14 protein-coding genes and 1 other RNA gene are annotated in these 13,055 nt (G+C 44.5%); 8 read left to right on the forward strand and 7 right to left on the reverse strand.

What is annotated here, in order from left to right:
• The first annotated feature begins 2 nt into the window (after positions 1–2).
• Together AB4307_RS06905 and ytfK are read left to right on the forward strand one after the other, a co-directional pair.
• Positions 3–464: an aminoacyl-tRNA deacylase gene (locus AB4307_RS06905; protein WP_029235114.1), complete on the forward strand. Its 462-nt coding sequence runs from the start codon at positions 3–5 to the stop codon at positions 462–464.
• Between the two features lie 557 nt (positions 465–1,021).
• The gene (gene ytfK / locus AB4307_RS06910; protein WP_009847660.1) at positions 1,022–1,228 is read left to right on the forward strand and encodes a stringent response modulator YtfK; all 207 of its coding nucleotides are present in this window, start codon (positions 1,022–1,024) and stop codon (positions 1,226–1,228) included.
• A gap of 111 nt (positions 1,229–1,339) precedes the next feature.
• On the opposite strand, the gene AB4307_RS06915 is transcribed toward ytfK, so the two are convergent.
• From AB4307_RS06915 to AB4307_RS06925, 3 genes are read right to left on the reverse strand one after another with little or no spacing between them, the layout of a single operon-like run.
• On the reverse strand, positions 1,340–2,563 hold the full coding sequence (locus AB4307_RS06915) for an FAD-dependent 2-octaprenylphenol hydroxylase (protein ID WP_017063203.1): 1,224 nt from the start codon (positions 2,561–2,563) through the stop codon (positions 1,340–1,342).
• Between the two features lie 11 nt (positions 2,564–2,574).
• Positions 2,575–3,753 (reverse strand): 2-octaprenyl-6-methoxyphenyl hydroxylase, encoded by a 1,179-nt coding sequence (ubiH, locus tag AB4307_RS06920; RefSeq protein WP_017059054.1) that lies wholly within the window; start codon positions 3,751–3,753, stop codon positions 2,575–2,577.
• 24 nt (positions 3,754–3,777) lie between these two features.
• The gene (locus tag AB4307_RS06925; RefSeq protein WP_372131484.1) at positions 3,778–4,353 is read right to left on the reverse strand and encodes a YecA/YgfB family protein; all 576 of its coding nucleotides are present in this window, start codon (positions 4,351–4,353) and stop codon (positions 3,778–3,780) included.
• Between the two features lie 308 nt (positions 4,354–4,661).
• Between AB4307_RS06925 and AB4307_RS06930 the strand changes: the two genes are divergently transcribed.
• The 5 genes from AB4307_RS06930 to serA all read left to right on the forward strand — a co-directional run bounded on the left by AB4307_RS06930 (position 4,662) and on the right by serA (position 8,020).
• A complete protein-coding gene (locus tag AB4307_RS06930) occupies positions 4,662–4,970 on the forward strand; it encodes a cell division protein ZapA (RefSeq protein WP_004735366.1) in 309 nt (102 codons plus the stop codon).
• Between the two features lie 11 nt (positions 4,971–4,981).
• Positions 4,982–5,164: non-coding RNA, 6S RNA (ssrS, locus tag AB4307_RS06935), on the forward strand.
• A gap of 6 nt (positions 5,165–5,170) precedes the next feature.
• A complete protein-coding gene (locus AB4307_RS06940; RefSeq protein WP_017059056.1) occupies positions 5,171–5,770 on the forward strand; it encodes a 5-formyltetrahydrofolate cyclo-ligase in 600 nt (199 codons plus the stop codon).
• A 102-nt stretch (positions 5,771–5,872) separates the two neighbouring features.
• Positions 5,873–6,529, forward strand: coding sequence for a ribose-5-phosphate isomerase RpiA (gene rpiA, locus AB4307_RS06945; protein ID WP_048605825.1), 657 nt, complete (start codon positions 5,873–5,875; stop codon positions 6,527–6,529).
• 261 nt (positions 6,530–6,790) lie between these two features.
• Positions 6,791–8,020, forward strand: coding sequence for a phosphoglycerate dehydrogenase (gene serA, locus AB4307_RS06950; RefSeq protein ID WP_017059058.1), 1,230 nt, complete (start codon positions 6,791–6,793; stop codon positions 8,018–8,020).
• Positions 8,021–8,132: 112 nt separating this feature from the next.
• Here serA and AB4307_RS06955 read toward each other — a convergent pair whose 3' ends face one another.
• Together AB4307_RS06955 and AB4307_RS06960 are read right to left on the reverse strand one after the other, a co-directional pair.
• Complete coding sequence (locus AB4307_RS06955) at positions 8,133–8,846, reverse strand: oxidative stress defense protein (protein ID WP_017059059.1); 714 nt, start codon at positions 8,844–8,846, stop codon at positions 8,133–8,135.
• 111 nt (positions 8,847–8,957) lie between these two features.
• Complete coding sequence (locus AB4307_RS06960; protein WP_017068706.1) at positions 8,958–9,854, reverse strand: LysR family transcriptional regulator ArgP; 897 nt, start codon at positions 9,852–9,854, stop codon at positions 8,958–8,960.
• Between the two features lie 142 nt (positions 9,855–9,996).
• Between AB4307_RS06960 and AB4307_RS06965 the strand changes: the two genes are divergently transcribed.
• Positions 9,997–10,626: a LysE/ArgO family amino acid transporter gene (locus tag AB4307_RS06965; protein ID WP_372131486.1), complete on the forward strand. Its 630-nt coding sequence runs from the start codon at positions 9,997–9,999 to the stop codon at positions 10,624–10,626.
• A gap of 96 nt (positions 10,627–10,722) precedes the next feature.
• On the opposite strand, the gene AB4307_RS06970 is transcribed toward AB4307_RS06965, so the two are convergent.
• Positions 10,723–11,589 carry a small-conductance mechanosensitive channel MscS gene (locus tag AB4307_RS06970; RefSeq protein WP_017063201.1) on the reverse strand — a complete coding sequence of 289 codons (867 nt, stop codon included), beginning with the start codon at positions 11,587–11,589 and terminating at the stop codon, positions 10,723–10,725.
• 377 nt (positions 11,590–11,966) lie between these two features.
• Positions 11,967–13,043 carry a class II fructose-bisphosphate aldolase gene (gene fbaA, locus AB4307_RS06975; protein WP_010435694.1) on the reverse strand — a complete coding sequence of 359 codons (1,077 nt, stop codon included), beginning with the start codon at positions 13,041–13,043 and terminating at the stop codon, positions 11,967–11,969.
• Between the last annotated feature and the right edge of the window lie 12 nt (positions 13,044–13,055).

The following is a 13,055-nucleotide window of genomic DNA, read 5'->3' on the forward strand; positions in this document are numbered from 1 at the left end:
ACGTGGAAACGCAGATTACACAATGGCTGGATCAACAGCAGGTGAATTATCGCCTGCTGATGCAAAGCAAGCCAACCACCAGCATTGAAGAAACTGCACAAGAGCGAGGCATCGACGCCTCTCAAATGGTGAAGTGCATCCTGCTCAAGGATATGGGCAACCAGTATGCGTTAGCCTGTACTGCTGGCGATCGCTCTGTCGACCCCAAGAAAGTACGCTCGGTACTGAATTGCCGTCGAATGACCTGCGTGTCGCTCGCAGATGTTGAAGCGATCACCGGTTTTAAAGTGGGTTGTGTTGGTCCGCTCGCTCTCAAGAGACACATGCCGATCATTTTTGATCCTTCCATTCAAAACAACTCGACCGTAACCATTAGCTCCGGCGACCGAATGGCTGGCGTTGCGCTGGATCTCAATGATCTTATGGCGCTATGTGCACCGACCGTCGCGGACATCAGTCGATGATCGTTTAGATCATGCTTCGCAAACTTCATTTTAATATTTCATTGAGTACATTTTTAGTGTGAACCTCGTCATAAGAAGAACACACCATTAATAAATAGTTACTCAAAATAAAAGCATAAGTAGTCACAAAGTTAAATTTGCGTTATTGTAAATTTACTGACTAGCTATTAAGCAAATCAGTGCAAGTGAATCCACTGAGTAACATCAGTATCCACTTTTGTGTAATGCATCTGTGACTATTCGCCCGTTTTAGACGGGCTTTTTTTTGTCCGAAATTTACAATTTGATTACACAAACAAAAAAATCCCGCCTATTCTTATACTTGTAACATTATCACTGCTTAATACTGAACAGAAAAGTTCACGGCAGTTCACTACTCAGTATTATTTTGGGGAGGAGCTCACGTAAAAATAGATATTTACTGAAGAAAGTGCTTAGAACAGCACAAATATCTAATTAACGTCAACGCTACTGCATATAACTCCATGCTTATCACAATTATTATCTCGGAGTTTTTCTATAATATGCAGGCTAGGTAAATATAAGGATAATTAAGAATGAGACTGTTTAAGCGCTATACACCGAGTATGATTGCTAAACATGTAAGTCGACTTTTCAAAGGACGAATCTACATTTACGGCGTAGGAAAATTTGAGTTTGATAACGGTAAGCTAGTGCTACCAGACCGAGCAGAAAAACGTCACTTTCAAACAGTGAAAGAAATAAATAGTGAAATCATGAAACTGCGCTGCGCGTACGCATGACCTGATTATCTACAGAATTAAAAACAAAAAGGGTTGGCATTATGCCAACCCTTTTTTCGTACCAATTTTCGTATCAATGATGATTCGATATACCACCAGAACACTATGTCATTATCGATGAGTCACTGGACGCTTAGCTAAGTCAGGAAGATTGCCCGACAAACCCAGCGCTCGCTTCATTATCTCATCTTTCGCACCCGGTAATTGACCAGCAAGCTTCATACCGATACCACGAATTAGCTTCTTAGCCGGATTATCGCCTTCAAACAGATCTTTAAAGCCCTGCATTGAAGCAATCATTTTCGCCGCCTCAGCTTTTCTCCAGCGCTCGTAGCCGCGAAGATTACGCTTGGTGCCAATATCCTCACCCGCAGACCATAGCTTTAACAGCTCTTGCGCTAAGCTTGCTGCGTCTAATAAGCCAAGGTTCACACCCTGCCCTGCTAATGGGTGAATGGTATGAGCAGCATCACCAACCAAAGCCACACGCTCTACCGCAAAGTCACGCGCATAACGCATGCGCAGTGGGAAGGCAAAACGGTCACCAACCACTTCACATAAGCCCAGCTTTGCATCGAACTCAGCTGTTAACTGCTTGTTGAATTCAGCATCCGACATTGATACGAGGTTCTCGGCACGATTTGGTTCCGTAGACCAAACAATCGAGCTCATGTTGCTTGGTTGCATTGGTAGGAATGCCAATGGGCCTTGAGGCGTGAAGATTTGACGAGCAACGCTGTGGTGCGGCTCTGTGGTTTTGATGTTCGCGACAATCGCACTGTGTCCGTAATCCCAATGTGTTAATGGGATATCTTGCTGCTTACGAACCCAAGAGTTTGCGCCGTCTGCTCCAACAACTAACTTAGCTGTCAGTGCTTGACCATTGTCCAATGTTAACCAAGCTTCACTTTCACCAATCGCCATCGTTTTACACGTTGCGGGCATATACAGGCTGACGTTGTCTTGTTTCTTAACCTGATCAAGCAGCGCTAATTGAATCACACGGTTTTCAACGATATGACCAAGATTAGGCTGAGCCAAGCGTGTCGAGTCAAACTCAATACGAGCGAAACTGTCTTGTTCCCACACTTCCATCGCTTGATACGGTGCAGCGCGTCTTTGTTCGATACCTTGCCATGCACCTAGGTTACGAAGAATCACTTCACTAGAACGACTCAACGCGGATACACGCACATCAGGCAGCTCACTCAGCCCTTCACTAGGCGCTCTGCCTTCAATGACAGCGATTCTTAGGTCACTGTCTTTTAGGGCAGCAGCAAGCGCTAGGCCAACCATGCCACCACCAACAATCGCGATATCAACACTTTGCATCATTATTTATTACCTTATCTTTCTACTAGGCCAAGCGTATGACGCAAAAGTGGACCTTTAAGTGGTGGAAGGTTATCTATTACGGCTAACCCAAGATTACGCCCAATGCGAGCGGTCATATAATCGTTTGAGAACAGGTGAACTAGGCTTGAAGTCAACGTGATCGTTGCGTCTCGGTCTTGTTCTCTACGCTTTCTAAAGTTAACAAGACCACGGTAACGACCTACATCATCTAACTGGGTACACAACTCTTCTGCCAAGGAAGCCACATCTCGGATGCCTAGGTTAAAGCCTTGCCCCGCAATTGGGTGAAGCGTTTGAGCAGCATTACCAACAATGGCAAATCGATGAGAGATATTTTGCTGTCGGTGACGAAGAATCAGAGGGTAACTCGCGCGCTTGCCGACCTTCTCTAATCGGCCAAGTCGCCAGCCAAAGTCATTCTGCAATTGCTCAAGAAATTCATTGTCGTTTAGCGTCATCACTTTTTGTGCTTGCTCTGGTGTTAAACACCAAACCAGCGATAAACGGTTGTCACTCATCGGTAATAGAGCAACTGGCCCATGATGGGTAAAACGCTCAAATGCGCGACCTTGGTGAGGTTCACTCGCCACAATATTGGCAATCACAGCGACTTGCTCAAAGTCATGCTCACTCAATGAGATATTGAGCTGTTGGCAACAGGTTGAGATTGCACCGTCAGCAGCAACCAGTAACTTAGTGGTTACTGTTTGCCCACTTGTCAGTTCAATCGTCGTCAACGCTTCTTCACGTTCAACTTTACTAACAGACTCAGGACAAAGCATGGTAATTGCCGCTTCTGATTCAAGTTTCTGCTGATAGATTCGACCCACATCTGCTAACTCGACCACGTAGCCAAGCGCATCTACAGCAAGCTCTTCACTGTAGATGTCTGTCATTCCGGCATGCCCGCGATCCGAAACATGGATATCTTTAATCGGGGTCGCGACCGGAGCGATAGATTGCCATAAGCGCAAAGAATCCAGGATCTGCACCGTGCCATAGGACAAAGCAATCGAACGAGAATCAAACCCAGGGTGAGCTTGATGATCAACCTGATAAGGCTCCACTACCGCAATCGACAGTGAACCTTGGCTTAGGTGATTCAAAGCAAGGGCTAAGGTTGCCCCTGCCATTGCGCCACCAGCAATTACAACATCATACTGAGCCATCATAACCTCAAACCGGCCAACGAATTAATGAATGGTAGGCGCCGCATCTTCAGATGGGCGAGCACCAAATTCAGCATGAATCGTTAGTGCACACGCTTTTACGTGCTCAATAACGTGCTCTAGAAGCTGCGCTTGCTCTTCCAGATCATCTTCTTCGTCAATGCCTAGCTTAGCCATCTCTTCTAGATCAGCTAATGCTTCTTTTGTACTGTCAGACGCTTTGTTCAATTGAGCGCCAACCAAGCCTAGACCAGTAATGAAATGGTTAATCCAATCAGACACACCATCAGCCAAGTCAAATAGGCTTGCGCTTGCGTCTTCGTCAGGCAGCAACATAGACAATTCCATACCCGAACCTGTGATTTCACTGGTCGTTACTTTCAGTGTCGCTTCCGCTAGCGTTAATGCGCGATCTGGCCAACCCATGCCTTCATTGGTGTAATCGAAGATCCGTGGTTGCCAGCTTTTATCTGCAAGGCTTAAGCCTCCGCTTAACATACCCGTTAATAAACCGTGCATCTCAGCAGGGGTTACGGCTAGACTTGCCGATTGAAGTTCAGTCGCAACCGTTAGGTAGTCAGGTAAAGTAGTTTCGCTCATCAGATAGCTCGCTCAGTTATTCTTTATATCGATAGTATAATCGTACCACTTCACCCCAATTCTGGTAAGCATCGATCCCCAGCAATTGAAGGATGACTGACTACCAATTGTTCAATTTGCTGAATTACTGTGTGCTCAAGCTCTCATTTACAAACAGTCACTCTGAAAAGCTTGAATCTTAATAGCGGTTTACCTATAGTTTCTCCCTCAGAGGAGATTGCTTCCTCATCGGTACTTGCACTTTTTCTTTCTCAAAAAATGGCGAAGGGCAACAGCCTTAAAATAGCGCGTTAAAGAGTTCATCCATCATGAGTAATCAAGCGGTAGACGTTGAAATATTAGGAAAACTGACTCGAGTGAATTGTCCACCAGGGCAAGAAGAGTCATTGATTGCAGCGGCGGCCGATCTTGATAATCGATTGAAAGAGATGGCTGAACGTACTAAGGTAACCAATGAAGTGAAGCTGCTGACTATCGCAGCTCTGAATATTTGCTACGAATTACAAACCAAGAAGTTTGAAGCAAATGATGAACAAAACGCACTGACCGAGCGAATGGAACAGCTCACGACATCACTTTCAGATGTCCTCAGTAAAGTTAAGCACGGACAGCAATAGCGTACACAAAATTTACCCTGGAGTGTTTGTCAGAGGATTCACGTCCCCGAGCCGATAAGCAATCCCTAAGGGTTAGTACTTGAGTGCTATTGAGCATGCTCGGTCCGCCGAGAAGCCTACGGTAATCATTGCTGATCCGCCTTGAACTCGCTGGTTCAAGGGCCATCTATTCTCAACGGCACTTTGGGGTATCCCTTCTTATGAAGACGCTCACACGCAGCGAATTTCGCAAACAGATCCGTATCAAACGCAATGCCTTATCTGGCGACCAACAAACTCAATCCGGTATCGACTTAGTTAAGCAGTGCATGCAGCTTGATGAAATTCAGTCTGCTCAGCATATTGCCCTCTATATCTCTATCGATGGCGAACTCGATACTCAGCCTTTAATCGAATGGTTATGGGCGCAAGGTAAGCAAACTTATTTACCAGTATTGCACCCCTTCTCTGCCGGGCACCTGCTGTTTTTACACTACTCGCCAACCACACCGACGGTCTTGAATAAGTACGGTATTGTCGAACCTCAGCTCAATCAAATGCTGGTTAAACCTTGTCAGCAACTCGACCTTATTCTTACGCCCCTTGTCGGCTTTGACTCCCATGGCCATCGTTTAGGTATGGGCGGCGGATATTACGATCGCACCTTGGCAAAGTGGTTCGAGACGGGCGAAGGTGCAGCTCCTATTGGTTTGGCTCATGATTGCCAACATGTTGATACGCTACCGATTGAAGAATGGGACATTCCGTTACCTAAAATCGTGACTCCGAGTAAAACTTGGCAATGGGAAAACAACCATTAAAGCGCTATAATCGCGCCGCAAACGTTAACCTCGATATTTAAACGTTAACTTCAATACGCGAACGATTAATTCAAAGCGCAAGACCTTATTCAGGAGAATGGCATGACTCAAGATGAAATGAAAAAAGCAGCTGGCTGGGCAGCACTTCAATATGTTGAAGAAGGCAGCATTGTAGGTGTAGGTACTGGCTCTACAGTAAATCACTTCATCGACGCACTTGGCACAATGAAAGACAAAATCAAAGGTGCGGTTTCAAGCTCTGTAGCCTCTACTGAAAAACTAGAAGCACTAGAAATCAAAGTATTTGAGTGCAACGACGTATTCAAACTAGACATCTATGTTGATGGCGCAGACGAGATTAACGCTTCACGCGATATGATCAAAGGCGGCGGCGCTGCTTTGACTCGTGAAAAAATCGTAGCGGCTATCTCTGATAAGTTTGTGTGTATTGTTGACGGCACTAAAGCAGTTGATGTGTTGGGTAAATTCCCACTGCCTGTTGAAGTAATCCCAATGGCACGTTCATACGTGGCACGTGAGTTGGTTAAGCTTGGTGGTGACCCAGTTTACCGCGAAGGCTGCACAACCGATAACGGCAACGTGATCCTAGATGTGTACGGCATGGCGATCGAAAACCCGAAACAACTAGAAGATATCATCAATGGTATAGCTGGTGTGGTGACGGTTGGTCTGTTCGCTCACCGTGGTGCTGATGTGGTTATCACCGGCACGCCTGAAGGTGCAAAAATCGAAGAATAAATAATAGAAGATTGAGTTTTTCTGTTACTTCATTACATACGGTGCCCTAGGGCGCCGTTTTTTTTGCTTTATTGCTGTAAAATTATGTCTTATTCCGTAATTTTCTTACCCAAAACATTTTTTTTTTGTTACTTTATTGTTCAGAAGACGCACAGGGAAAACGTTTGTCTCCTAACAAAGTGGTGAATTTGTTCCCCTTTCAGCCATTTTGTAGCACGTGCGCCGCATTTGCCCAACCTTTCCATTTTAAGGACGAGAACAATGGCCAAAGTTTCACTGGAAAAAGAAAAAATTAAAATTCTACTTCTAGAAGGTCTTCACCCTTCTTCTGTAGAAGTACTGCAAGCCGCTGGTTACACAAACATTGAGTACCACAAAGGCTCGCTACCGGAAGATGAACTTCTTGAAGCAGTAAAAGATGCTCATTTCATTGGTATTCGTTCTCGCACTAATATCTCCCAAGAAGTTATTGATGCAGCTGAAAAGCTAGTTGCCGTCGGTTGTTTCTGTATTGGTACTAACCAAGTCAACCTTCAAGCAGCAGCAAAACGCGGTATCCCTGTGTTCAACGCACCGTTCTCAAACACTCGAAGCGTTGCTGAGCTCGTTCTTGGTCAGGTTCTATTGCTACTACGTGGCATTCCAGAAAAGAACGCGCTTGCACACCGTGGCATCTGGAAAAAGAGTGCCGACAACTCTTACGAAGCCCGTGGTAAGCGTTTAGGTATTATTGGCTACGGTCACATCGGTACTCAACTGGGTATTATTGCTGAAAACCTTGGCATGCGTGTTTACTTCTACGACATTGAAAACAAACTGTCTCTGGGTAACGCAACGCAAGTTCATACCATGACGGAATTACTGAACAAGTGTGACGTAATCTCTTTGCATGTACCTGAAACCAACGAAACAAAAGACATGATGGGTAAAGAAGAGTTCGAGCGCATGAAGCCTGGTTCTATCTTTATCAACGCAGCTCGTGGCACGGTAGTCGATATTCCTGCTCTGTGTGGCGCTCTGGAGTCTGGACACCTTGCAGGTGCGGCTATTGATGTTTTCCCAACAGAACCAAAAACCAATGCAGACCCGTTTGAGTCTCCATTAATGCAGTTCGATAACGTGATCCTAACGCCTCACGTGGGTGGTTCAACTCAAGAAGCACAAGAGAATATTGGTGTTGAAGTTGCTGGTAAGCTAGCGAAATACTCTGATAACGGCTCTACGCTATCAAGTGTTAACTTCCCTGAGGTATCACTACCACTGCATACTGGAACGTCTCGTTTATTACACATTCACGAAAACCGCCCAGGCATCCTAACTCAGATCAACACCATCTTCGCTGAGGAAGGGATCAACATCGCGGGTCAATACCTACAGACTGCGGCTGATATGGGTTATGTCGTTATCGATGTAGAAGCCGATCGCTCTGAAGAAGCACTGCTTAAACTGAAAGAGATCGAAGGCACAATCCGTGCTCGTCTTCTTCACTAATCATCGCACTCAAAATGCATAAAAAAGGCTCTCATCATGAGAGCCTTTTTAGCATTTGGCCTATCGTAGGTAATTAGGTCGTCATGATCCAAAACCTTCTATAGCACTGTCATTACTCTTCGATCTGGTAGATCACATTCACGCGATCACGAATGGTGATCGTTGAGTCTTCATAAGAGTTCGATTCTGTTCTTGCATCCATCGCCATTGAACGCATGAGTACTGGCTGAGAAGATTGGGCGTTGTAATCCACGCGCCATACATCACCTAACTCTCGCTCAAAACCACTCGCCAATGATTTAGCTTTTGATGTCGCATCTTTAATGGCTTCTAAGCGCGCTTGCTCTTGATACTTAGCTTGGTCGCGAACTTGCAGTTGGATGTTGTCGATCTGATTAATGCCTTCTCCAATCGCAATATCCATGTACTCATTAAGATTAGCTAGCTCAGTCACTTGAACGGTCACATTACGTGAGGCGCGGTAGCCAACCAGTTCCGGTTTGCCATCTTTCGGGTAATGATATTGAGGAGATAAATACAGGTTAGAGCTGTGTACACTCGCCTCATCAACACCAGCTTGATGCAGCTTGTTTAGAAAGCCTGTCACGACTTTATCAACGGTATTTTTAGCCTGTTCAGCAGTCATCGTCGATTCCACGACTCTCACAGAGAATGTCGCCATATCAGGTGTAGCGATCACTTCACCATAGCCTGTCGTTGAAATATGAGGAAAGGATGGAGAGTCAGCCAATGATGGAAAACTCACAGCACTCAACGCCGCAGTAAGAGTAAGAGACGTTGCTAACATCTTTGGTACAAGCTTCATTAGGTATGACCTATGCTAAACAAATGTCCTTTCATCATAGAGCAATTTATCGTTTAGCCAATCCAGAGCACACACTTCTAACAGAACTTTGACGCTGAAAAAACCAACAGTTTACTGAGGTAAGTGATTGTGAGCAAAACTCAATATTGCTTGGGATACCTCTTTTAATACTCCGCTCTCAAGCTGCCAATGGTGCCAATAGATGCGATAAGAGAGCAGAAAGCCAGGGGTAATATCAATCAGAGCACCAGACTCGAGCTCATCGATAATCTGTAATCGGGGGATCAAGCAATAGGCTACACCCGATAATGCCAAGCGCACAAATGCTTCTGAACTGCCGACTGTATGATTGATCACACTGTCTCTCGGGACGTTAAAATGATCATGCAGAAACTTCTTATGCAGATCATCGTATTGATCATAGGAAACCGCAGGTGCTTTGCTTAAGGTGGCGTAGTTTACGCCCTCTGCAAAGTAACGCTGATGAAAGTCAGGGCTAGCCACGCACACATAATCCATCCTACCGAGATAGTCAGCACTGCAGCCAGGAATCGCTTGAGACTCCAAACTGATTGCACCGGCCACCTCGCCACTTTTAATCTTTTCAATGGTTCTCGACTCACCATGAATCGCGAGGTTCAACTCGACTTGGCGAGACTTAATCACATCCGACAAAGCTGGTAGCAACCATGTCGCCAAACTATCAGCGTTGGTGGCTATGGATATCGATAGTGGTTGATTACCCTCTTCATTCATCAACTCAGGCACAAGCTCGTGCTCTAACAAACGAACACGGCGATATAAGCCCAGTAGTTTTTTACCCGCAGGCGTTGGCCTAGGCGGGCTTTCTCTCACCAAGGCTGGCTGAGCCAACCACTTTTCCAGCTGTTTGATGCGTTGAGATACCGCCGACTGGGAGATATATAACTGCTCAGCAGCCCTTTCGAAACTACGTTGTTTTACTACAGCATCCAGTGCTTCAATCCATTTATAATCCAATCCGCGCATCAATTTGCTTCCTTTTTAAGCTAACTCATCACCACATTAGCAACTCTAATAATGGATTAAAATCATTAATTATACTTATTTAAAGGGTCAGAGTATCTTCGCCATATAGCACGTAAATATCGTTAAATAAGTGGAGGTTAAAATGAGTTTTTGGGTTTTATTACAAGGTTTTGGTCTAGGGGCAAGTATGATTATCCCTATTGGCGCTCAGAATGCGTACGTCCTAAATCAAGGGATAAAACGCAATCATCATTTAACGACAGCAACGATTTGTAGCCTGCTCGATACTCTGTTTATCTCATTAGGCATTTTTGGCGGCGGAGCGATCTTGTCGCAAAATGAATTACTGCTTACCTCAGTGACACTAGGTGGCATCGTTTTTCTGACTGTGTATGGTTTGCTCTCACTACGCAGTGCATTCAAAGTGCGCACCAGTGATGAGTCGAAAGGTGAGATATTAGCGCGTGGCAAGCGCACCGTTATTTTAGGGGCATTGGCAGTAACAGTATTAAACCCACATCTCTATTTGGATACCGTGGTAATTCTTGGATCCATTGGTGGGCAATTTGAAGGCAACGACAGAATTGCATTTGCTATGGGGACTATATTGGCTTCGTTCGTCTGGTTCTATTCTTTGTCATTAGGCGCTGCAAAACTAGGCCCGACGCTATCTAAACCTAAGGTTAAGAAAGGCATTGATATCGCAGTCGCAACCATGATGTTCGCCATAGCAACGGTGCTTACCGATGGACTTATTGAGCAATACTGGTAAATCTATTTAGCTTCATGAAACCAACAAAAAAGGCGGATAACCTAAGTTATCCGCCTTTCCTTATAAAAGCTTATAGTTATAAAAACTAACTAGGAATTAAGCTTCTACTTTATTCATGTGTACATCCATTTGCGGGAATGGAATTTCGATACCCTCGTTATCCAAGCCTTCTTTGATTGCTTGCATCAGGTCGAAATAAACATTCCAGTAGTCAGCAGTGCTAACCCATGGACGAACAACGAAGTTAACTGAAGAATCAGCAAGCGTATGAACACCAACTTGAACGCCAGGTTCTTTCAGTACACGCTCATCAGATTCACAGATCTTAGTCAGTAGCGCTTTTGTCTTCTGAAGATCAGCGTTGTAAGAAACACCAATCATTAGATCAATACGGCGCGTCGCATGACGAGAATAGTTTGTGATTGGGCTGCCGATAACGCTACCGTTAGGTACTACAACCATTTTGTTGTCTGGCGTTGTTAGAACCGTTTGGAAGATTTGAATAGAATCAACTGAACCTGCCACACCACCAATTTCCACATAGTCACCAGACTTAAATGGACGGAATGCAACGATAAGTACACCAGCAGCAAAGTTAGATAGTGAGCCTTGTAGTGCAAGACCAACGGCTAAACCAGCCGCACCAATAACAGCAACTACAGATGCCGTTTGAACACCTAAACGACCAAGTGCAGCAATTAAAACAATCACAAACAACAAGTAACGAACTAAACCATGGACGAACTCCACAACTGCTCGGTCCATTTTCTTCTTCTGAAGAACCTTAGACACGCTATTCGCTACTGCTTTAACAATAAGGTTACCAATAAATAGAATTATCAGTGCTGAAATGATATTTACGCCATATTGGATAAATAAATCTGAATTATTTGTTAACCACTGCTCTGCTTGAGACAAACCATCCACAAGTGGAGTCTCAATCGCTGTCGAACTATCAGCCATAATGTGCATCCTCTATATAATATGCTATGGGCTAAACTGCCTTAAGCCTCATTTACTCTGCAATATAATAAACAGTGTAATTACCGTTAAGTCATTGTGTTAAAAGTAAATTAAAGCCAAGTCCTTTTTATAAACTGAACCAAGTTCAGTTTTTCGGCACGATATCCTATCTTTGACAGATTGCAAAGTCATATTTATGTAAGCTTTTGAATTATTAAAACTTACCGATAAACACAAATACCGATAACTAAAAGACTACGAAATTTATTCACCGCACGCTAGGTTTTTCACATATTTAGTACAAGTTTTTATCAGATATAAAAAAACCCGCTCAATGAGCGGGTTTTTAAAACTTAAAGAGTACTTAATTCAAAGAATTATAGTACGTCTACAGCGTTAAGGTCAGCAAATGCTTTCTCTAGACGAGCAACCATTGAAGCTTGACCAGCACGTAGCCATACGCGTGGATCGTAGTACTTCTTGTTTGGAGCAGCTTCGCCAGTTGGGTTGCCGATTTGACCTTGTAGGAAATCGAAGTTGTCAGCAGAGTACTGACGGATACCGTCCCAAGTTGCCCACTGTGTATCAGTATCGATGTTCATTTTGATAACACCGTAGCCGATAGACTCTTGGATTTCTGCTTCAGAAGAACCAGAACCACCGTGGAATACGAAGTTTAGAGCGTTAGGTGCGATACCGAACTTCTCTGCACAGTATGCTTGAGAGTCACGTAGGATAGTTGGAGTAAGTACAACGTTACCAGCTTGGTAAACACCGTGTACGTTACCGAAAGATGCAGCGATAGTGAAACGTGGGCTAACAGCCATTAGTTTCTCGTAAGCGTATGCTACGTCTTCTGGAGAAGTGTAAAGCTCAGATGCGTCCATATCAGAGTTATCAACGCCGTCTTCTTCACCACCAGTACAACCAAGTTCGATCTCGATTGTCATGTTCATTTTAGCCATGCGCTCTAGGTACTTAGCACATGTTTCGATGTTCTCTTCTAGAGACTCTTCAGAAAGGTCTAGCATGTGAGAAGAGAATAGAGGCTTACCAGTTTGTGCGAAGAACTCTTCACCAGCGTCTAGTAGACCGTCGATCCATGGAAGAAGTTTCTTAGCAGCGTGGTCAGTGTGCAGGATAACTGGAACACCGTAAGCTTCAGCTACAGCGTGTACGTATTTTGCACCAGCTACAGCGCCAAGAACTTGTGCGCCTTGACCTTCAAGTTTAACGCCTTTACCTGCGAAGAATGCAGCGCCGCCGTTAGAGAACTGAACAACTACTGGAGCTTTAACTTTAGCAGCTGCTTCTAGTACTGCGTTTACAGAGTCAGTACCAACAACGTTTACAGCAGGAAGAGCAAATTTGTTTTCTTTTGCTACTTCAAATACTTTCTGTACGTCATCGCCAGAAATCACACCAGGTTTTACAAAATCGAAGATCTTAGACATGGAAATAGTCCT

This window comes from Vibrio sp. 10N.261.52.C2, assembly GCF_041471425.1.
In the GTDB taxonomy this organism is placed as follows: domain Bacteria; phylum Pseudomonadota; class Gammaproteobacteria; order Enterobacterales; family Vibrionaceae; genus Vibrio; species Vibrio crassostreae_C.

What these genes read in the sequence shown, in the direction of transcription:
- ytfK (WP_009847660.1), top strand. Translation starts at nt 1,022, where the DNA reads ATGAGACTGTTTAAGCGCTATACACCGAGTATGATTGCTAAACATGTA.
- AB4307_RS06915 (WP_017063203.1), bottom strand. Translation starts at nt 2,563, where the DNA reads ATGATGCAAAGTGTTGATATCGCGATTGTTGGTGGTGGCATGGTTGGC.
- ubiH (WP_017059054.1), bottom strand. Translation starts at nt 3,753, where the DNA reads ATGGCTCAGTATGATGTTGTAATTGCTGGTGGCGCAATGGCAGGGGCA.
- AB4307_RS06925 (WP_372131484.1), bottom strand. Translation starts at nt 4,353, where the DNA reads ATGAGCGAAACTACTTTACCTGACTACCTAACGGTTGCGACTGAACTT.
- AB4307_RS06930 (WP_004735366.1), top strand. Translation starts at nt 4,662, where the DNA reads ATGAGTAATCAAGCGGTAGACGTTGAAATATTAGGAAAACTGACTCGA.
- AB4307_RS06940 (WP_017059056.1), top strand. Translation starts at nt 5,171, where the DNA reads ATGAAGACGCTCACACGCAGCGAATTTCGCAAACAGATCCGTATCAAA.
- rpiA (WP_048605825.1), top strand. Translation starts at nt 5,873, where the DNA reads ATGACTCAAGATGAAATGAAAAAAGCAGCTGGCTGGGCAGCACTTCAA.
- serA (WP_017059058.1), top strand. Translation starts at nt 6,791, where the DNA reads ATGGCCAAAGTTTCACTGGAAAAAGAAAAAATTAAAATTCTACTTCTA.
- AB4307_RS06955 (WP_017059059.1), bottom strand. Translation starts at nt 8,846, where the DNA reads ATGAAGCTTGTACCAAAGATGTTAGCAACGTCTCTTACTCTTACTGCG.
- AB4307_RS06960 (WP_017068706.1), bottom strand. Translation starts at nt 9,854, where the DNA reads ATGCGCGGATTGGATTATAAATGGATTGAAGCACTGGATGCTGTAGTA.
- AB4307_RS06965 (WP_372131486.1), top strand. Translation starts at nt 9,997, where the DNA reads ATGAGTTTTTGGGTTTTATTACAAGGTTTTGGTCTAGGGGCAAGTATG.
- AB4307_RS06970 (WP_017063201.1), bottom strand. Translation starts at nt 11,589, where the DNA reads ATGGCTGATAGTTCGACAGCGATTGAGACTCCACTTGTGGATGGTTTG.
- fbaA (WP_010435694.1), bottom strand. Translation starts at nt 13,043, where the DNA reads ATGTCTAAGATCTTCGATTTTGTAAAACCTGGTGTGATTTCTGGCGAT.